Below are 19,541 nucleotides of genomic sequence, written 5' to 3' on the forward strand. Positions count from 1 at the left end.
ATGGAAACCTCCCCCAGCCCCTCCCAAGGAGGGGGGCACGAGCTTGGAGCATCTTCTTAGGAAACAAATGGAAACCTCCCCCAGCCCCTCCCAAGGAGGGGAGCACGAGCTTAGAGCGTCTTCTTAGGAAACGAAATGAATTTGTTTGTATACCAACGGCTTTTATATCTTCTAAGATTTTCTTTGATATTCTTGGATGTCACCTGTGACGAGGCATCCTACACTGCAAGTAGGAAGACTCCTAACCGCTTCGCGGTATATCTCAGAATATTTGAAAATATCGAATAAAATGAATTCGTTTGTATGCTAACATCCTTTATATCTTCTAAGATTTTCTTTGATATTCTTAGATGTCACCTGCGAGGAGGAATCCTACACTGCAAGTAGGAAAGCTCCTAACCGCTTCGCGGTATATCTCAGAAAATTTGAGAATATAGGATAAAATGAATTCGTTTGTATGCTAATATCCTTTATATCTTCTAAGATTTTCTGTGATATTCTCAGATGTCGCTTGCGACGAGGAGGCCTACACTGCAAGTAGGAAGACTCCTAACCGCTTCGCGGTATATCTCAGAATATTTGAGAATATCGAATAAAATGAATTTGTTTGTATGCTAACGACCTTTATATCTTCTAAGATTTTCTGTGATATTCTTAGATGTCGCTTGCGACGAGGAGGCCTACACTGCAAGTAGGAAAGCTCCTAACCGCTTCGCGGTATATCTCAGAAAATTTGAGAATATCGAATAAAATGAATTTGTTTGTATGCTAACAGCCTTTATGTCTTCTAAGATTTTCTGTGATATTCTCGGATGTCGCTTGCGACAAGGCGGCCTAAACTTCAAGGGGAAAGTCTCCTATCTGCTTTTCTCTATATCTCTGAATATTTGAGGACGCCTGCAAATATCCATATTGTTTATTCTGTCTGCACCTGATATTTTCTGAGATTTTCGCACTCCTGCCGTGTAACTCCATGCAGTTTGCGCTGTAACTTGACGCAAAATAGGCGGTAATCTGCGTCAAAACACACGATGATTTGACGCAGATTGCATGGTGGTTTGACGCAAATTGCAAACTGTTTCAATATGGACTTACCACTTCGTTTGCCTTTCGTTAGGTAACCGTTTGTTTATCAGTACATTGCGAGTGTTTGGAAGGCGAGTTTTATTTGTGCCGATATTATGACCGTTTGCTTATGTCCGCACTGCTCATGAAAATAAGGGTTACATGGCTTAAAAACGGGGAGTGACAGTATTCTGAACAGACCTTGTTTTAATCTTTATTGACGATTGAATTGAAAAAACTTTCATCTTTTCTTGTGAATAAGATTTATTTTGCTATTTTTGCACGCAAAATTGTGAATAAACTAAAAAGATAAGACGATGTATTGGACACTTGAATTAGCTTCAAAATTGGAAGATGCACCTTGGCCTGCAACAAAAGACGAACTGATAGACTATGCTGTTCGTTCAGGTGCGCCACTTGAAGTGCTTGAAAATTTGCAGGAGATAGAAGACGAAGGCGATGTTTATGAAAGCATCGAGGATATATGGCCGGATTATCCTTCAAAGGATGATTTCCTGTGGAATGACGATGAATATTAAGTCGTCTGCACTTTGAAATACAGAAGGTCGCTCTGAACAAGGGCGGCCTTTTTGTGTTTGAATAGGTTGTTGAGGGGTTAGCTGATAAATTGGAAGGGGCAAAACAGCAACCGATAGTGGGTTGACCGTGTTGTGGTTTCGTTTTATGGATAGGCTTCATGAGTACAGAGCACCTGACTCTTTGATATTTTTACTACAATATTTCGCAAGAAAAGGCGTTATATAATCGTGCAGAAACAGATTAAAATCATAATGGCAATGGTGCTGATGCAGGTCGCAATGTCGGCCAAAGCACAGTATGATGCAGCTTTCAGTCATTATTTTGACATGGAGACCTCGTTCAATCCGGCTGCTGCCGGCAAGGAGAGCAGACTCAATGTCAACCTTGCCTATGCGCTCAATTTTACCGGTTTTGAGCATAATCCGCGCACGATGTATGCCGCTGCCGACATGCCTTTCTATCTGATGAGAAGCTATCATGGGGTTGGTTTGCAGTTCTTGAACGAGAGAATCGGCCTTTTCACCCATCAGAAATTAGCGTTGCAATATGCCCATCAGCTGAAGTTGGTGGGTGGAAAGCTGCGTGCAGGCCTGCAATTGGCATTGCTCAATGAAGGTTTCGACGGTTCGAAAGTTGATCCAGGGACCACTGGTGACCCTGCCTTTGCCACTACAGATATCAATGGAAATGGGTTGGATCTTAGTGCCGGACTCTATTACATGCGCGGTATGTGGTATGTAGGCGCGTCGGTTCAGCATTTGAATGGGCCGACAATTCGCATGGGTGATGTCAAAGAACTCAAGATTGATCCTACTTATTATTTGACCGGTGGATACAATATTAAGCTGAGAAATCCGTTCTTGAAAATAAAGCCTTCAGTGCTGTTGCGCACAGACGGCAAGGCCTATCGCGCCGATGTAACTGGTCGTTTGGTCTATACGCACGAAGGAAAAATGCTCTATGGCGGCATCAGTTATAGTCCCACAAATTCCGTTACTGCCCTCATTGGCGGTACCTTTCATGGCATAGTGTTGGGCTACAGCTATGAAGCCTACACCTCCGGACTTAGCTTTGGCAACGGAAGTCATGAGCTTTTCGTGGGCTATCAGATGGATGTCAACCTTGCTAAAAAGGGCAGAAACAAACATCAAAGTGTTCGCATTTTATAACAACTGACAATGAAATACAAAATAACAATAGGGATTTGCACGCTGTTGGCAAGCTTCACGATGTCGGCTTGCTTCAGTGGTAAGACCATGTCAATGGCTGGCCGAGGCGGTGAAGTCGTTGGGGTTGGTGGTGGAAAAGCCTTTTCAGAGCCTGCTCCTTACGGCATGGTGAGAGTTGATCGCGGTTTCCTGCACATGGGACTTGACAAGCAAGACTCGCTTTGGGGCAAGAAAATGCCTGTGAAAGACATTTCGGTTGACGGCTTCTGGATGGATGAAACCGAGGTCACGAACTCCAAATACAAGCAGTTTGTGATGTGGGTGCGCGACAGTATTCTGCGCACACGTCTGGCCGATCCAGCCTATGCAGGCGACGAAAGCTATATGATTACCGAAGACAAGAATGGAGATGCCATTACGCCTCGCATCAACTGGAAGAAGCCTTTGCCGCGTAAACCGAACGAAGATGAGCAGCGTGCCATTGAAAGTCTTTATGTAATCAATCCTGTTACAGGCGAAAAACTTCTTGATTGGCGCCAGATGAACTATCGTTATGAGATTTATGACTACACGGCTGCAGCTCTTCGACGCAATCGGATGAACCCTGCTGAACGTTCGTTCAACACGGATATTATCATGGATGACGATGAACCTGTGATGATTTCAAAGGATACCGCCTTTGTTGATGACGAGGGACGGATTGTCCGTCAGACGATTGATCGCCGGCGAACAGGCCCTTGGGACTTCCTCAATACGTATATCGTGAACATCTATCCCGATACAACCTGTTGGGTGAACGACTTCAAGAACTCCGACAACGAGATGTATCTGCGCAACTATTTCAGTAATCCTGCCTATAATGATTACCCTGTTGTGGGGGTCACTTGGGAGCAGGCGAATGCCTTTTGTGCATGGCGTACCGAGTATTTGCTGAAGGGATTGGGTGCTGAAGCACGCTATGTGCAGCGTTATCGGCTGCCCACTGAGGCCGAATGGGAATATGCTGCACGTGGCAAGAACGGTAATGAATTTCCCTGGGAAAACAAGGATATGAAGAATGGTAATGGCTGTTTCTATGCTAACTTCAAGCCCGATCGCGGTAATTACACCGAAGACGGCAACCTCATTACAAACAAGGTGGGCATCTATGGTGCCAATTCCAACGGGCTTTTCGACATGGCCGGCAACGTAGCTGAGTGGACAAGCACGGCTTATACAGAGTCGGGCGTAGATGCAATGAACGACCTTAACCCGCAACTTTCCTATAATGCCGCCAAAGAAGACCCCTATGCGCTGAAGAAAAAGAGTGTGCGCGGTGGCTCATGGAAAGACCCCGAAAGTCTCATTCGCTCGGCATGGCGCTCTTGGGAATATCAGAATCATCCACGTTCATACATTGGCTTCCGCTGTGTTCGCAGCCTCGCCAATACGACAAGCAGTAACAAAAGCAAGAAAAAATGACAAGATACAGTAAACTGAATATCGTCTATCGTCTGCAGAAGTGGATGGATAGCGTGCCTGGTCAAACGTTCCTTAACTATGCATATAGCTGGGGAGCAGCCATCGTTGTGCTTGGTGCTTTGTTCAAGTTAGTGCATGTTGAGGGTGCCGACTTCTGGTTAATCCTTGGTATGGGCACAGAGGTTGTTGTGTTCTTCCTGTCGGCTTTCGACCGTCCTTTCGACAAAACGACCGACGGAATGGAACTTCCTACGCATGTAACCGAGGAGTATCTTGCCCGCAAAGATGAGGATATATCCCCTGCAGCGCCTGTTGTTACAGCGTCTGTACAGGCAAAACCTGCCCCGGCTCCTGTCATTACAGCAGCTGAAACCGTTGCAGCCACGGCCCAGGTTGCCCAGGTAAGTCTGACGACGGCCGACCCGGAAATGGCCGAAGCACAGCAGAACTATGTGGATGAACTGAAGAAACTCACAGAAGTTTTAGGAAAGGTAGGCGAACAGAGCACACGTCTTACGCGCGATAGTGAGGAAATGGAAAACCTCAACCGCACGCTGACAGGCATCACTAAGGTGTATGAAATGCAGCTGAAGAGTGCCAGTCAGCAGATTGGGACTATCGACCAAATCAACGAGCAGAGTCGTCTGCTGGCCCGACATATCGAACAACTCAACGCTATCTATGCCCGCATGATAGAAGCAATGACTACCAACATGCGTGCAGCAGCACCAAATCAAACTCCACAACCATAATGGCTATTAAGAAAAGACTGATATCTCCGCGCCAGAAGATGATCAACTTGATGTATATTGTCTTGTTGGCCATGCTTGCACTCAACATCTCAACCGAGGTGTTGGACGGCTTTTCAATTGTGGAGGACAGTCTGAATCGCACCACGGGTAACGCTACCCAAGAGAACGTTGCACTTTATCGGGACTTCGAAATGCAGATGAAGCAGAACCCGGAGAAAGTGAAAGCATGGTTTGAAAAGGCCACTTCGGTGAAGCTGATGAGTGATTCGCTCTATGATTTTGCCCAACAACTCAAGGTGGCTATCGTCAAAAAAGCCGATGGAAAGAATGGAGATGTCTATAATATAGAGAACAAAGATAACCTCGATGCAGCCAGTGAAGTAATGCTTGCACCGTTGACAGGGCAGGGGAAAAGCCTCTTTCAGCGTGTCAACAACTATCGTGAGCGCATTCTGAAAATGGTTGATGACCCTCATCAGAAGCGTATCATAGCCGATAATCTCTCGACTTCTGTGCCACGTAAAGCCCGTCTTCAAGGTAAGAACTGGCAGGAGTATATGTTTGAGAATATGCCGGTAGCAGCTGCCGTTACACTGCTTTCAAAGCTTCAGAGCGATGTACGCTATGCCGAAGGTGAGGTGCTTCACACGTTAGTTTCCAACATTGACGTGAAAGATATCCGTGTGAATAAGCTCAGTGCCTACGTGATACCTGAGAAAACGGTACTCTATCCAGGCGAGCGTTTCAATGCAAACATCGTCATGGCTGCCGTAGATACAACGCTGCAACCACAGATTTTCGTCAACGGACAGCGTGTCATGGCGCGTAATGGGCAGTATGGTTTCACGGCATCGGGGGTCGGTGAGCATAGCATAAGCGGTTATATTCTGATGCAAAATCGCAAGGGCGACATCATTCGTCGCAACTTCTTGCAGAAGTATAGCGTTATTCCTGCACCGAATAGTGCCACGGTTGCAGCCGACATGATGAACGTGTTGTATGCCGGTTATCCTAATCCGATGAGCGTCAGTGTGCCAGGTGTGCCTGCCAATGCTGTCTCGGTGTCGATGAGTGGAGGCTCAATGACTGCTAAAGGCAATGGACATTTCGTTGCTGTTCCTGCTGCTGTGGGCAAGGATGTGACCATTCACGTCACCGCACGCGACAAGGGACAGGTGAGAACCCTGCCTCCGTTTGTGTTCCATGTGCGTAAGTTGCCCGACCCAACAGCTTATATCGCTCTCGGCACTAACCGCTTCAAGGGTGGTGGAATGAGTAAGGCGGCACTGATGGGAGCATCGGGTATCAATGCAGCTATTGACGACGGACTGCTTGATATTCCTTTCCGGGTGTTGAGTTTTGAAACCGTTTTCTTCGATAATATGGGCAATGCAGTTCCCGTGGCATCGGCCGGAGCAAACTTCTCTGACCGCCAACGCGAAACATTCCGCGCCCTTTCACGCAATCGGAGGTTCTATATCAGTCATGTCAAGGCCATTGGTCCTGATGGGATTACCCGCACTTTGACGGGCGCTTTGGAAGTAATTGTAAGATAATGATGAATATGAAAAGATTATATGTAGTGCTGTTGGTGGGCGCCTTTTCCTTGAATGGCATGGCACAATCACCGCTCCGAAAGGCTGAGGCAGCTGCCAAGATGAAGAAAAGCAACGCCAATAATCTGACAATGCGTGCTAAACTCATGTATCCCACGCAGCAGACGATGAACGAGGATGTTGTGTGGCGGCGCGATGTTTACCGCGAACTCAACCTTAACGACAATGCCAATGGCGGACTCTACTATCCTGTTGAGCCCACCGACGGACGCATGAACCTCTTCACGTTGTTGTTCAAACTCATGATGGCAGGTCCAAACCATGGCGGTATCAACGTCTATCAGTATCGCCTTGACGGTAATGAGAAGTTCACGGATGATGCAAAAGTGAAGCCATTGACATTCCTTGACGACCATCATATCTTCTATGAACGCACCGATCGTGGCGTGCATATAGATAACAGCGACATTCCTTCGGCCGAGGTAAAAGCCTATTATCTGAAAGAAAGTTCCTATTTCGACCAGGCCACAGGAACTTTCCATACGAAGGTTCTGGCCCTTTGTCCCGTCATGGAACGACAGGATGATTTCGGCGAAGGAACAACGAAATATCCTCTGTTCTGGGTGAAATATGACGATATTGCATCAGCACTTGCCAAGCAGACGGTTATGACAAGCAACCTGAACAATGCTGCCGTGATGAGTCTTGACGATTTCTTCACGATGAATGTCTATAAGGGAAAGATCTACAAGACGACCAATATGCAAGGGCAGACCTTGGCACAATATTGCAAGACCGACAGTGCATTGAGCAAGGAACAGCGCCGGATTGAAAGGGAAATTGCTTCATTTGAAAAGAATATATGGGGCGACCAAGTACGTAAGGACTCGCTTGACAGCATTTCAAAACTCAGTGGCAAACAGCTTAAGACGATGCGTGCGGCCAATCGTCGCGCATCGAAAAGCACTACACCGAGTGTTCGCAGCAACCGCCGTGCAAGTTCAGGCGGCAGTTCTTCTTCGGGAGGACAGGCCCGTGTTACAGTGCGCAGGCAGCGTCATTGAAAGTAGGAACCGTTTACTTATATAAATTTAGAGAGTATGAAAAAATCAATGATGTTATTCGTTTTGGCTTTTGTGACTTTGTTTGCAACGGAGTCAAAGGCCCAGATTAATTTTGGTGTGAAGGGCGGTTTGAATGTAACCAGAATGTCTTTCGATGAATCTCTGATCAAGGAAGACAATCGGTGTGGTTTTTTCTTCGGCCCTTCGGTGAAGTTTACCCTGCCTGTTATAGGTCTCGGTATGGATGTTTCAGCCCTCTACGACCAGCGTGAAGCAAAGATAGAAGGTGGAAATGAGAACCTGAAACAGCAGCAGATTGTTGTTCCTGTCAATGCCCGTTACGGCTTTGGACTTGGTGATGCGGCGAGCATTTACTTCTTTGCAGGCCCTCAGTTCGGTTTCAATGTGGGCAGTAAGGACTTGAATGCCATTAAAGGTGTTGCCGACTGGAAATTGAAGACGTCAAACTTCAGTGTCAATCTTGGCTTTGGTTTGATGCTCGTTAAGCATCTCCAGATCAGTGCCAACTATAATATTGCCTGTGGAAAGACGGGAGAAATGACATTCAATAAGGCTGCTGACAACACTTGGAAGACTTTGGCCGGCAAGACAAAAGACGGTCGTGCCAATGCTTGGCAGGTTGGTTTGACCTATTATTTCTAAGAAGACCGTAGCTTGCTGACAGCCGGTTAACGGCAAAGGAATAGCAAAGCAATCGTAAAGATAATAACACTACAGGTGCTGTTTGTGTCCTGTAGTGTTATTTTTTTTGTAAACTTTATGTCTTGTTTTTAACACTTGGTAGTTTAATCAATCGTCAATAAACTGCAAGAAGAAAGAAGACAATGCATATTTGAAAGCAAGAAAGAATGCTTTTCAAATGAGCGAACCCCATAAAATCATTTGTATCTGTTTTTCAAAGTCACACTGATTTTATTTCATTATCTGCAGGTATAAAAAGCTTCAAAACATAAAATATTAACAAAAACACTTATAATATAAACCCCGAAAGCTGTGAAATAGCTTTCGGGGCTCGTATCATATTCTGACACTTCCTATCAGAAAATAAGTACTCACGATGCATACAAGATAGCAACAATCCATGTAAAGAATAAACCTATTGTGTGCATCGCCATGGATTTCTGCCACCTTAATCGTCCCAAGGGGAGTAATGTGGGAGTTCTGAAGGCCCAAGAAAAGGATTTTCCTTTGCACCTACCTTGTCGTTATCTGGGTCAAACTCTTCATTTGATACACCTGGACTGGCGGTCATCATCAGACTTTCCATTGGGAGAATATGGTTCTCTATTGCCGGTACTATATATTTCTTTTTCTTCATAACTAATTCCTTTCTTATTTAATGATAACTTTCTTTCCTCCGTGAATATATACTCCGTGCTGTGGCTTTTCTATACGCTGACCATTCAGATTATAGTAAGCATTGTCGGAATCTGTCGCAGAAGAAGATGTATCAATTGTATCGATACCGGTGGTTGAAGAATTGTCATCTGTGAAAGAGAACATCACTTTAGCACCTGCAGGAACTCCTGTTATCTCTGCATAAGCCTTGTGTATAGGCATCTCAAATGTTGGAGATGGAGCTTTCATAAAGACACCTTTGTTAGCAGAAACAACGTAAAATGGATTAGATCCCTTTGTAACAGTTTGCTCATTGACTGTAACAGCTTTCATCATGTTATTGCTGATAGTATACTTGTGATCGTCTTTTTCACCAATGGTATAGAAGAAACCAGAAGGAGTACTATCAACGTCAAGCACCTTCAGAAGCACACCAGTCTCGGCAGGAACATAGCCATATTCACCCGTAGGGCCACCCTTTTCATCTACACTTACCATGCGGACTTTGTATTTAGATGTACCATAATCACCAGGGCCTTGTGTGATACCTGAAACTGGGGCAACAAAAGCACCAATGTCACAGCTATGGTTTTCTTTCTTGTATTCGCTGAAATCTGTGTCGAACTCGCGTGAGAATGTTCCATACTTGTGTGTGATTTCTACACCTGGAACCTTGTATTCTATCTGGTCGACAAAGTTCTTGGAGCTTTCAACTTCATGGTGCTTTGTTTGATCGTAAACCATCTTATGCCATTCTCTTTTATAGGTATCCAGTGAAGTTTTCTTCACATAAATCTTTGTTGTAGAAGCAACTTCGTTGTAATCATCTCCTGTCTCATCCAACTCGAATCGAGTAGTACTCAGCATAGCTTTCGTTGGATTAGTAGCAAGGAGGAACACACGCTCAATCGTTGATGTATTGTCATTAATTTTGGTTTTGAACGCTTTTGCACCAATATACTCTATATTCTTCTTTACAACTACCTCGTGAACTGCATTGGTTGTATTTTGGAAAGCATAGTCACCAATCATGCTAACATCGTATGTAGTACCATTATGTGTAACCTTATCTGGTACGACAAAGGTGTAATCGGTCTTCTTGACATCAAGAAGGTCAACAGAGGTTGCTGATACAGGAAGATACTCCAAATTATCATTCTCAAAGGAGGTGTTTATGCTCTTGAAATGGCTATAGAAACTTTCTCCCTTGTATTTAGTAAGCAATTCTTTACGTACATAGATATCTATCTTGGTTGGCATATCAGTTGTTCCTGCCGTTCCATTATCAAAACTGCGCTTGTTATCCAACTGATTGATTTTAGCAGGCTCAATCATCTTATCACAAAGAAAGGTGATAGTGTTCAAATTCTTACACAAACTAAAAGCACGTTCACCAATTTCTTCAACTTTATTAGGGATAACAACATTCTCCAGACCTACGCAATCATAGAAAGCATAATCGCCAATCTTAGTAATAGAAGGTGGCAAGAGGGTGAAGTTCTTGTTAGCTTTTCCATGAGGGAAGAGAATAAGTTCCTTTTTATCATGAGACAAAAGGTAACCATCGACACTTGAGTACTTCGTATTATCCTTATTTACATTGATTGCAGTAAGATTCTCACAACGCTTAAATGCTTCCGAGCTAATATTATCCACATTCTTAGATAACGTTACAGTTGTGAGCGCAGAGCACTCATAAAAAGCCTCCTTTTCAAGCGTCTTTACACTGTTCGGTATTTTAATGGAAGTCAATCCGCAATCCGCAAGAGCTCCAGCTGCAATGGTTTGAATGACAGCATCATCTTTAAATGTTGCTGTTGTCATCTTTTTACAGCCGTTGAAAGCATTGGCACCAATAGTAGTCACCCCTTTAGGAAAATCAAAACTTTCTAATTGCTCCAAATTCTGGAAAGCTCCCGCTTCAATAGTATCAAGGGCACAAGTGCCTTGGAAATTAAAGTGCTTCAAGTTCTTTGTAAGCTGAAGTGCACCATTCTTAATTGTCCGTAGCTTAGAATCATTAGGCACATTGATGGTTTCCATGTCACTGCAGGCAATAAAAATCTTATCTAATGTCGTCAGAGCAGAAGGCAGCGTAATCTCTTTCAACTTGTAGTTCCAGCCAAATGCACCACCGTCAATCTTCGAACAATTCGATGGATTATTAAATGTAACCTTTTGCAACTTAGTGAATACGCTTAAAGCTTGTGTGTTGATATTCGTTACACTACTTGGTATTGTCAATTCCTGAATATTCTTATTACCTGCAAATGCGAGTTTCTCTATAACCTTAACAGTGGAAAGTATTGTGTACTTTCCATCAGGTATATCCTTTGCCGGAGGGAAGAAATAAACTCTTGTTTTATCTTTACTGTAGACAACACCATCTTCTACAACAAAGTTTACGCAGTCATTAGCAGCTTTGTATTCTTTGATTTTCGGACAGTTGGCAATTGCACCTGCAGTACCTTCTACCTGAAGGTCTTTAGGCAAAGTTACTGTTTCCAAATTTTGGCAACTGTAAATAGACGTGAGTCCAAGCTTTGTTACCTTATTCAAATCAATATTCCTCATATTTCTTGAAGCATCAATGGCACGCGGAGCAATTTCTGTTATACCATTAGGAACTTGATAGTCCTGTTCCTGCTTATTGCGAGGATACTGAACCAATGCATTATCCTTGAATAGTACACCTTCAATTACTTTATAATGTCCCGATGCACCTGTAGGCATTTCATATTTTTCCAAAGTATTTAACTGCACACAACTCGGATAGTCAGCTTCCACCAACTCTAAATGAGGGGGCAAAATGATTTTCTTTATACCCGGTGTATTAGAATTATTGATAAAGGCAGAATGATGTATCTTCTTCACAGCTGTATCAACAGTGTATGTCCCATTAGGAATATTGTCAGCATTTGTAGGAACAGCGTACAGTTCTGTTTTATCCTTACTGTAAAGTGCACCATGCCCATCATCGCAGAATTTTGAATTAGAATGATCGACCGTGACTTTCGGTAATTCCTGTACTCTATAGAAAGCATTGGTTGATATAATTGTGACGGAAGCTGGAATTTTTAAAGTTTTTAGTTTTGCACCGCCAAATGATCCATAGGCGATTTCTGTAATTCCTTCAGGCAAAGTAATGTCTGTCACTTCTTCACATTTATAGGTTTCGTTTCCACCAACTTTCGTAACTTTGAAAGTGATACCTCGACCATCGTCCCATGTTGCGGGGATATTGACAGCACCAGTCTTTGTCTTCTCTGTACCGACAAACGACAATGTATTGTCCGTATCACTTATCACTTGATAAATGATACCGTCATGTTTAACAATGTCATTCTTTGTGTAAGCTGCCACTTGCTTAGGTAGCAACAACATCAGGAATGCGATAATCAACATCCTGAAATGATTTGATTTTACTCTCATCTTTTTATTTATTATCAATTATATTATCCTACAAGTATCATCTCCGATTTACTGTGTGGTAACCATATATTTGCCCTCTATCCAAGGTGATTTTTGTGTTGTTATATTTTGTGTCAGTTCAAATTTTTTGGTTATTTTTAGAGACTCTCCAAATATTTGATGCAAAGGTATAGAAACATTATTATATAATAGCAATTTAAACAAAGAATATGTTTCTTTAACATATATAAAAGTTTCCTATTATAATTATTCTTTCTAAAAATTCATATATTTACTTTTATAAGATTAATAGATGTATCATTTCTGTAGAAAGAAATGCTTATGCTTAATCAGGTACATCTTGTTCTATCTCTCAGTTCGCTGTGTAAATTCTTTAAACGACGTATGGGTATTACCGCGAAAGAGTATAGAATGATGTCAGAGGAAGTCTATCCAGAGGTTTCTCTTACCCCTTCTGAAAGCAAGAGTATGCTTGATGAGGAATGAGATGCATGTCATGAAGAGATTGTTATGATTTATTGTTGTTTTCCAAACCCCGAGGGATAGATAACGGCAAGCATTTACTGGTAATTTAATACGGTAGGCTGTAGTTTCTAACTCCATTCATCATGCGCTGCAACTTGACGCAAATTACACGATAACTTGATGCAAATCACACGGTAATCTAAGTCAAATGACAAGGTAACTTCAGGCATTTCATCTCGCAGTTCGCTTTTGTTTTATCAATATACTGATGCTCAATGCTTTACAAACAAGCGAAAGGCGGCGGGGTTCTGATAAAGAAGCAAGTTGCATTTCAATTCTTCGAGTCATGCAAAAGCTGTTGCAAATACCAGTCATTTACATTGCTTCATCTCACCCCAACCGTTTTCCTCACTTGTTTTTATAAATCACTTTGTTGGCTCCACTCGTGATTTTAAGAGCTTCGGGATGTTCTTTGACGTAACTGTCGATGTGGCGGACACGCTTGTCTTCAAGGATTTCGTCGACAGCAATGAGGATACCGGTCTCCTCAACATCGCCAAATCCATAGTTGATTGCAGTGCCGAAGAGTTTCATCGTGGGGCTGAGACTCATGTAAGCATTGATTAACGGGGGGATATTATAGCCTAATTCACGAATGTGTTTGTTGAGAATGCGGTAGTCTTCTTTAAAGTTGTCTTTGCAGAAAATGGCTGATAATTCATCCTCAGGAGTTTCAATTTTCAGCGGTTTTATCGGTATAATGAGGTTTTCCTTGTCATCGAAATGCTTCTTGAGAAAATAGAGAATCATGTCGCGTCCCTTGCGGATGTATGACGGATACATGGTCATCTTGCCGAAGAAGTATCTGCACTGAGGATTGATAACGGTGAGTGCACCAAGCCCATCCCAAAGGTTATCGAGTGCAAAGATACTCTTGGAGTTGGCACGTGCGTTCTGATATTCAAGCGAAACAAAGCTCCGTCCCAACTCAACGGTATAGGGAGCGTAGTCTTTCATGAACTGTTCAGAGAAATGGAACATGTGACTTGTGGCGAGAATTGGCTGCCCGTTGGCATCGATTTTCCAATCAGAACCAAAGAGATAACGGTAACCTCCGATGATTTCCTCTGCTTCGGGGTTCCACACGATGAGCTGTTTGCAGCAGTTTTCCATAGTGTCGAACTCGTCGATATCCATGGCTTTGCCTGTGCCTCCACCGGCTGTACGGAAAGCAATCTCGCGCAGTCGACCAATCTCCTTCATGACATTCGGTGCATCGTGAGCCGTCACAACATAGATTTCATTGTTGCTTTTATTGGTCATGCGAAGCTGCCGTTCGGGAGTAAGTTCACTCTTCAACAGAGCTTTATCAATAGGTTGGATAATCTCTTCTTCCATTTCTTGTTTTCTCTTGGTCGATATTTTATATTCAAATAGAACTCAACGACAGACCGTAAACACGGTCTTCGACGAATTTGGCCCATTCCATCGGTGATTTCGTCTTATTGAAAGTCTGCCATGGAATAGGTTTCCCTATCGTGATGCGAAACGTCTTCCCTACATTTCTATACATCTCATCAACGAGGAAAAGCATGGCTAAATTGAACGGCAACCAACGATCACTGAACTTGGCAATACGGTAGAAACGTTTGGAATTCCGGCCGCTGAAATGAATAGGAACAACGTCTCTGTGGGTCTCAACACTCTTGGTGATGAAAGTCTTCTTCCATGGAAGATCATGAATTTCCCCATTGATTTTCCGACTGTTAAGGCCTGCGGGAAACATCAGCAAGTGGTTGTCGCTGTTGAAACCTGCCTCCACCATGCGTGGAAAATCACGGCTCTGCCGGCCTGTTTTGTTGATACCAATGCTCACTGGCTTCAGTCCGGGGAGGTTAAGCAGCAGGTCGTTGACTAAATAACGAAACTTTCCATCATAGTGTTGGCCGATGATTGAGCCGAGCGAAACACCGTCCTGACCACCCAAAGGATGATTGGAAACGAAAGTATAAAGCTTTCCATCGTGTTTGTCGGGCAGGTTTTCAGCCCCTACAATGTCGAGTGTCATGTCGAGATATTGCACGCAGGCAGTCAGCCATTCGGTGCCTTCCAACTTGCGATTTTCCCAGAGAAACCGGTTAACCTCATCTTCATGAATGATTTTCTTCAGCCATGATATGACAAAACGAGGCACATAGCGTGCCTTTTTTCCCATCTTGTCTCTTAGAATTTTCTCAATATCTATGGTCTTCTCTATGCTCTCATTCATATTGACAACATACTAACACAATGCAAAAATAGCATAAGTTTTTCTAAAAAGTCACTTTTTTGGCTAAAAAAAATCATTTTTCACGTTTGACCATTGATTTCATCATGTTTTGAGAAACAAATTTGGTTGGAAGGAAAACAAATGCGAATGATGATATATTCAGAAATCAGAAAGAAAATAAAAAATAGTGGAGAAAAGTGGGGAAGTGTGGAGAATTTTATGTATCTTTGAAGCCGAATAGCCTATAATTAGGTACGCATGCGTTTTTTAGGTAACATAGAAGCAAAAGCCGATACCAAAGGAAGAGCCTTTCTGCCGGCCGTTTTTCGCAAGGTGCTTCAAGCATCGGGCGAGGAAAATCTGGTGCTGCGTAAGGATGTGTTTGAGTCATGTCTTGTGCTTTATCCAGAGTGTGTATGGAACGAACAGCTTGACCTTCTGCGACAACGGCTCAACCGTTGGGACAGAATGCAATGGCAGATTTTCCGCCAGTTTGTGTCGGATGCCGAGGTAGTCACACTTGATGCCAACGGTCGTTTCCTTATACCGAAGCGCTATTTGAAACTTGCAGGTATCGAACAGGAACTGAAATTCATAGGCGTGGACGATACCATTGAAATCTGGAGTAAGGATAACAGTGAAGCTCCTTTCGTCGAACCTGCCGACTTCGGCAATGCGTTGCAGACGCTGATGGGGCTGGATGAAGATAGATAATAAACAGAAAGAGACCGTGCGTAAGCACAGAATAACCCGAATATGGTAAAGACAGCAGAGACCTATCATGTGCCGGTGCTCTTGAAACCGAGTGTTGACGGACTGAACATTCAGTCCGGTGGCATTTATGTTGATGTCACTTTTGGGGGTGGAGGACACAGTCGTGAAATCCTTTCCCGGCTCGACAATCAGGCTCATCTGTATAGTTTTGATCAAGATGCTGATGCAGAACAGAACGTGATGCACCGTGAAGGCAGTACAGAAAAAAGGTTTGTTGATGATGCACGCTTTACCTTTGTGCGCAGTAATTTCCGTTATCTCAAGAACTGGATGCGCTATTATGGCGTTGAAAAGATTGATGGATTGTTGGCCGACTTGGGGGTTTCAAGCCATCATTTCGATGATGAAAGCCGTGGCTTTTCGTTCCGTTTTGATGCGCCGTTGGATATGCGTATGAATAAGCGTGCAGGTCTGACAGCAGCTGATGTAGTAAATGATTACAACGAAGAAGCACTTGCCAATCTCTTCTATCTCTATGGCGAACTGAAGCAATCGCGCCGTATAGCAGCCGCATTGATAAAGGCCAGAGCACAGCAACGCATAGCGACAACACAGGATTTTCTCAAGGCTACAGAGCCTCTTTTCAAGCGGGAACGGGAGAAAAAAGATATGGCCAAGCTCTTCCAGGCCTTGAGAATAGAGGTCAATCATGAAATGGATGCACTGAAAGAGATGTTGCAATCGGCTACAGAATTACTGCGTTCGGGTGGACGGTTGAGTGTCATCACCTACCATTCTCTCGAAGATCGCATCGTGAAGAACATGATGAAAGCTGGCAATGCAGAGGGGAAAAAAATGCAGGATTTCTATGGAAGGATTGAAACTCCGTTCAATTTAGTGAACAATAAGGTGATTGTTCCTTCGGCTGATGAACAACAGGAGAACCCCAGAAGCCGTAGTGCCAAACTCAGAATTGCAGAAAAGAAATGAACAACGAAGATAAAATCAATACGAAAGAAGAGCTGTCTGATCGGCAGGGAACCATGAAGGAAGAAGCTAAGAACAATGAGGAAAAAGATTTGAAAGCTTCTGAAGCGGTGGAAAGTGAAGCCTCTGCATCAACAGATGACGAAGGCCCTACGTTGAAAGAAGTGATAGCAAAGCAGGCCACAGAAGACGAATCGCCGTTTGCTTCGCATTTCACACTCAAGAAAATCCTTGGCGGTGACGTGCTGACTACGCAGACCATACGACATCAGATAGGCGTGTTTCTGCTTATTACGGCCTTTCTGATTGTGTATATTGCCAATCGTTACAGTGTTCAGAACGACCTTATCGAGATTGATAAGCTGCAAGATGAATTGCAGGATGCCAAGTATAAGGCGCTTTCGAGCAGCAGTCAGTTGACCGAAAAAAGCCGAGAAAGTCATGTTTTGGAGTTGTTGAAGAACAATAAAGACAGTGTGCTGAAGATAGCGAGTCAGCCACCTTACATTATAAATGTACCGGAAGAATGAGCAAGTTTGACAGTAATAAGGTAATGCCGAGATACAGTGCCATCGCCATTTTGATGACGGTGATTGCTGTGTTGGTTGTGGGTAAGACGCTATACTTGATGACTGCGAAGCGCGATTACTGGCTAAAGGTGGCTGACCGTGTAAAGAAAGACAGCGTTAGTGTAAAGCCAATGCGTGGCAATATCTTGAGTTGTGACGGGCAACTGATGGCCAGTTCATTGCCAGAGTTCAAACTGTTCATGGATTTTAAAGCACTCCATGATGCTAAGAGTGACTCGCTTTGGGATGTCAAAGTGGACTCTATCTGCATGGGACTAAACCATATTTTCCCTGAAAAATCTGTTTCGTCATTCAAGCAGGAGCTTGCAGAAGGACGGAAAAAGATGAGTCGTCACTGGACCATATGGGGCAAGCGCGTAGATTATAACACTTATACAGAGGTGAAAGCACTGCCTGTTTTCAATCTTTCTCAGAACAAGAGCGGTTTCCATGTCGAGGAGTATAATGCTCGAAAACGTAGTTACGGCTCGCTTGCAGGACGTACGATTGGTGCAATGTTCGGTGCAAAAGACACGGCACGTTTTGGCTTGGAACTTTCTTACGACTCTATACTCCGTGGCTCAAACGGTATCATCCACCGTCGGAAAGTACTCAATCGCTTCCTTGATATTATGGATACTCCACCTATAGACGGTGCAGACATCGTGACAACAATAGATGTAGGAATGCAGGATTTAGCCGAGCGTTCGGTCATCGATGAACTGAAATTGATTAATGGAAACGTAGGGGTTGCCATTGTAATGGAGGTGGCGACAGGGGACATCAAGGCCATTGTGAACATGGAGAAATGCGTAGATGGCGAGTACAGGGAAATCCATAACCATGCTGTCAGCGACCTTCTTGAACCTGGATCCGTATTCAAGACGGCCTCTATCATGACGGCTTTAGACGATGGCGTGGTAGATACAACCTATCGTGTTGACACCGGAAATGGCGTCTGGCCTATGTATGGGCGCGAGATGAAGGATCATAACTGGCGACGAGGTGGCTATGGTGTGCTCACGCTGCCACAGACCTTAATGGTCAGTTCGAATATCGGTGTGAGCCGAATTATTGATGATCATTATCGGAATAACCCCGAAAAGTTTGTTCGTGGCATATATCGTACGGGGCTTGCCGATAACCTCAGAATTCCTTTAGTGGGTGCTTCACCGGCACGAATACGCATGCCTAAGAAGAGCGAACGAGGTGAATGGACGAACTGGAGTCATACAGCTTTGCCCTGGATGAGCATCGGATATGAAACTCAGGTGCCACCAATCTCTACGCTTACTTTCTATAATGCAATTGCCAACAACGGACGAATGATGCGACCACGCTTTGTGAAACAGGTGGTGAAAAACGGCGAAGTCATCATGGATTTCCCACCCGAAGTGATGCGGGCAAGCATCTGTAAGGAAAAGACCCTGCGCGAAATACAGACCATTCTCGACCATGTGGTCAGCCAAGGACTCGGAAAGAAGGCCAGTTCTCCCTCATTTCGAGTAGCTGGAAAGACGGGAACAGCACAGATGTCTAAGGGTGCACAGGGATATAAAAGCGGTGGAACCAACTATCTGTTGAGCTTTGCGGGCTACTTTCCCGATGATGCTCCACGCTACAGTTGTATTGTGTGTATTCAGAAATCAGGTCTTCCTGCGAGTGGTGGCGGCATGAGTGGTGTCGTTTTCCATAACATTGCAGAGGGCATTATGGCACAGAGTCTGAAACTGGATGTTGCTGATGCCCGCGATGCCTCTTCGGTATTAGTGCCGGACGTGAAAGCCGGGAACATCCTTGCTGCCGATTATGTGCTCACACATTTAGGCATTAACACCAATAAGAACTGGGGAGGGAGCTACGCAGACGGCAATCCCATCTGGGGTAAGGCAGAGAAAAAGAATGATAACAAGACTATTCTTTTAGAACGCCAGCCTATCAACAACGGCAGATATATACCCGATGTAACGGGCATGGGCGCCCGAGATGCTGTTTATCTGTTGGAGAGTCGTGGCGTGAAGACCATTATCCAGGGGCGCGGAAAGGTTGTCCGACAGAGTCTTGAGCCAGGTCATAGCATCAAGAAAGGCGATCGGATAACGCTTGTCTTGGATTAGAAAGAAAACAGAAATACAGAAG

The 19,541-nt window shown here is 44.1% G+C and carries 15 protein-coding genes; 11 read left to right on the plus strand and 4 right to left on the minus strand.

Annotated features, from left to right (window positions below; translation table 11 throughout):
- Positions 1–1,382: 1,382 nt before the first annotated feature.
- From HMPREF2983_RS08590 to HMPREF2983_RS08620, 7 genes are all read left to right on the plus strand, one after another.
- Positions 1,383–1,604 (plus strand): DUF2795 domain-containing protein, encoded by a 222-nt coding sequence (locus HMPREF2983_RS08590; RefSeq protein ID WP_004373526.1) that lies wholly within the window; start codon positions 1,383–1,385, stop codon positions 1,602–1,604.
- Positions 1,605–1,832: 228 nt separating this feature from the next.
- On the plus strand, positions 1,833–2,774 hold the full coding sequence (locus tag HMPREF2983_RS08595) for a PorP/SprF family type IX secretion system membrane protein (protein WP_070667749.1): 942 nt from the start codon (positions 1,833–1,835) through the stop codon (positions 2,772–2,774).
- A gap of 9 nt (positions 2,775–2,783) precedes the next feature.
- Positions 2,784–4,235: a T9SS ring complex lipoprotein PorK/GldK gene (locus HMPREF2983_RS08600; RefSeq protein ID WP_070667750.1), complete on the plus strand. Its 1,452-nt coding sequence runs from the start codon at positions 2,784–2,786 to the stop codon at positions 4,233–4,235.
- Positions 4,232–4,987: a type IX secretion system motor protein PorL/GldL gene (gldL, locus tag HMPREF2983_RS08605; RefSeq protein WP_070667751.1), complete on the plus strand. Its 756-nt coding sequence runs from the start codon at positions 4,232–4,234 to the stop codon at positions 4,985–4,987. The genes HMPREF2983_RS08600 and gldL overlap by 4 nt, the downstream gene beginning before the upstream one ends.
- Complete coding sequence (gldM, locus tag HMPREF2983_RS08610) at positions 4,987–6,543, plus strand: type IX secretion system motor protein PorM/GldM (RefSeq protein ID WP_070667752.1); 1,557 nt, start codon at positions 4,987–4,989, stop codon at positions 6,541–6,543. The genes gldL and gldM overlap by 1 nt, the downstream gene beginning before the upstream one ends.
- Entirely contained in the window at positions 6,543–7,607 is a 1,065-nt protein-coding gene (gene gldN, locus HMPREF2983_RS08615) for a type IX secretion system ring subunit PorN/GldN (RefSeq protein WP_070667753.1), read from the plus strand. Before gldM ends, gldN begins: the two co-directional genes overlap by 1 nt.
- A 36-nt stretch (positions 7,608–7,643) precedes the next feature.
- On the plus strand, positions 7,644–8,270 hold the full coding sequence (locus HMPREF2983_RS08620; protein ID WP_070667754.1) for a porin family protein: 627 nt from the start codon (positions 7,644–7,646) through the stop codon (positions 8,268–8,270).
- Between the two features lie 487 nt (positions 8,271–8,757).
- On the opposite strand, the gene HMPREF2983_RS08625 is transcribed toward HMPREF2983_RS08620, so the two are convergent.
- The 4 genes from HMPREF2983_RS08625 to HMPREF2983_RS08640 all read right to left on the minus strand — a co-directional run bounded on the left by HMPREF2983_RS08625 (position 8,758) and on the right by HMPREF2983_RS08640 (position 15,132).
- Positions 8,758–8,946 (minus strand): hypothetical protein, encoded by a 189-nt coding sequence (locus HMPREF2983_RS08625; protein ID WP_070667755.1) that lies wholly within the window; start codon positions 8,944–8,946, stop codon positions 8,758–8,760.
- 14 nt (positions 8,947–8,960) lie between these two features.
- Positions 8,961–12,398: a leucine-rich repeat domain-containing protein gene (locus HMPREF2983_RS08630; RefSeq protein WP_070667756.1), complete on the minus strand. Its 3,438-nt coding sequence runs from the start codon at positions 12,396–12,398 to the stop codon at positions 8,961–8,963.
- An 873-nt stretch (positions 12,399–13,271) separates the two neighbouring features.
- A complete protein-coding gene (locus HMPREF2983_RS08635; protein WP_070667757.1) occupies positions 13,272–14,261 on the minus strand; it encodes a glycine N(alpha)-acyltransferase GlsB in 990 nt (329 codons plus the stop codon).
- A gap of 31 nt (positions 14,262–14,292) precedes the next feature.
- Positions 14,293–15,132 carry a lyso-glycine lipid O-acyltransferase GlsA gene (locus HMPREF2983_RS08640; RefSeq protein ID WP_004373563.1) on the minus strand — a complete coding sequence of 280 codons (840 nt, stop codon included), beginning with the start codon at positions 15,130–15,132 and terminating at the stop codon, positions 14,293–14,295.
- Positions 15,133–15,390: 258 nt separating this feature from the next.
- On the opposite strand from HMPREF2983_RS08640, the gene mraZ reads away from it, so the two are divergent.
- Genes mraZ through HMPREF2983_RS08660 form a run of 4 tightly spaced genes read left to right on the plus strand, consistent with a single transcriptional unit; the run spans position 15,391 to position 19,519 of the window.
- Positions 15,391–15,846: a division/cell wall cluster transcriptional repressor MraZ gene (mraZ, locus tag HMPREF2983_RS08645; RefSeq protein WP_018920554.1), complete on the plus strand. Its 456-nt coding sequence runs from the start codon at positions 15,391–15,393 to the stop codon at positions 15,844–15,846.
- 42 nt (positions 15,847–15,888) lie between these two features.
- The gene (gene rsmH, locus HMPREF2983_RS08650) at positions 15,889–16,836 is read left to right on the plus strand and encodes a 16S rRNA (cytosine(1402)-N(4))-methyltransferase RsmH (protein ID WP_070667758.1); all 948 of its coding nucleotides are present in this window, start codon (positions 15,889–15,891) and stop codon (positions 16,834–16,836) included.
- The gene (locus tag HMPREF2983_RS08655) at positions 16,833–17,363 is read left to right on the plus strand and encodes an FtsL-like putative cell division protein (RefSeq protein WP_070667759.1); all 531 of its coding nucleotides are present in this window, start codon (positions 16,833–16,835) and stop codon (positions 17,361–17,363) included. Before rsmH ends, HMPREF2983_RS08655 begins: the two co-directional genes overlap by 4 nt.
- Positions 17,360–19,519 (plus strand): penicillin-binding protein, encoded by a 2,160-nt coding sequence (locus HMPREF2983_RS08660; protein ID WP_070667760.1) that lies wholly within the window; start codon positions 17,360–17,362, stop codon positions 19,517–19,519. The genes HMPREF2983_RS08655 and HMPREF2983_RS08660 overlap by 4 nt, the downstream gene beginning before the upstream one ends.
- Positions 19,520–19,541: the final 22 nt, after the last annotated feature.

It is taken from the genome of Prevotella sp. HMSC077E09 (assembly GCF_001814685.1).
Classification (GTDB): domain Bacteria; phylum Bacteroidota; class Bacteroidia; order Bacteroidales; family Bacteroidaceae; genus Prevotella; species Prevotella oris.

Bases quoted from the DNA above. Each gene is read 5' to 3' on its own strand.
- gldM (WP_070667752.1), top strand. From the start codon at position 4,987: ATGGCTATTAAGAAAAGACTGATATCTCCGCGCCAGAAGATGATCAAC.
- HMPREF2983_RS08590 (WP_004373526.1), top strand. From the start codon at position 1,383: ATGTATTGGACACTTGAATTAGCTTCAAAATTGGAAGATGCACCTTGG.
- HMPREF2983_RS08635 (WP_070667757.1), bottom strand. From the start codon at position 14,261: ATGGAAGAAGAGATTATCCAACCTATTGATAAAGCTCTGTTGAAGAGT.
- HMPREF2983_RS08640 (WP_004373563.1), bottom strand. From the start codon at position 15,132: ATGAATGAGAGCATAGAGAAGACCATAGATATTGAGAAAATTCTAAGA.
- gldL (WP_070667751.1), top strand. From the start codon at position 4,232: ATGACAAGATACAGTAAACTGAATATCGTCTATCGTCTGCAGAAGTGG.
- HMPREF2983_RS08600 (WP_070667750.1), top strand. From the start codon at position 2,784: ATGAAATACAAAATAACAATAGGGATTTGCACGCTGTTGGCAAGCTTC.
- mraZ (WP_018920554.1), top strand. From the start codon at position 15,391: ATGCGTTTTTTAGGTAACATAGAAGCAAAAGCCGATACCAAAGGAAGA.
- HMPREF2983_RS08655 (WP_070667759.1), top strand. From the start codon at position 16,833: ATGAACAACGAAGATAAAATCAATACGAAAGAAGAGCTGTCTGATCGG.
- rsmH (WP_070667758.1), top strand. From the start codon at position 15,889: ATGGTAAAGACAGCAGAGACCTATCATGTGCCGGTGCTCTTGAAACCG.
- HMPREF2983_RS08630 (WP_070667756.1), bottom strand. From the start codon at position 12,398: ATGAGAGTAAAATCAAATCATTTCAGGATGTTGATTATCGCATTCCTG.
- HMPREF2983_RS08625 (WP_070667755.1), bottom strand. From the start codon at position 8,946: ATGAAGAAAAAGAAATATATAGTACCGGCAATAGAGAACCATATTCTC.
- gldN (WP_070667753.1), top strand. From the start codon at position 6,543: ATGATGAATATGAAAAGATTATATGTAGTGCTGTTGGTGGGCGCCTTT.
- HMPREF2983_RS08620 (WP_070667754.1), top strand. From the start codon at position 7,644: ATGAAAAAATCAATGATGTTATTCGTTTTGGCTTTTGTGACTTTGTTT.
- HMPREF2983_RS08660 (WP_070667760.1), top strand. From the start codon at position 17,360: ATGAGCAAGTTTGACAGTAATAAGGTAATGCCGAGATACAGTGCCATC.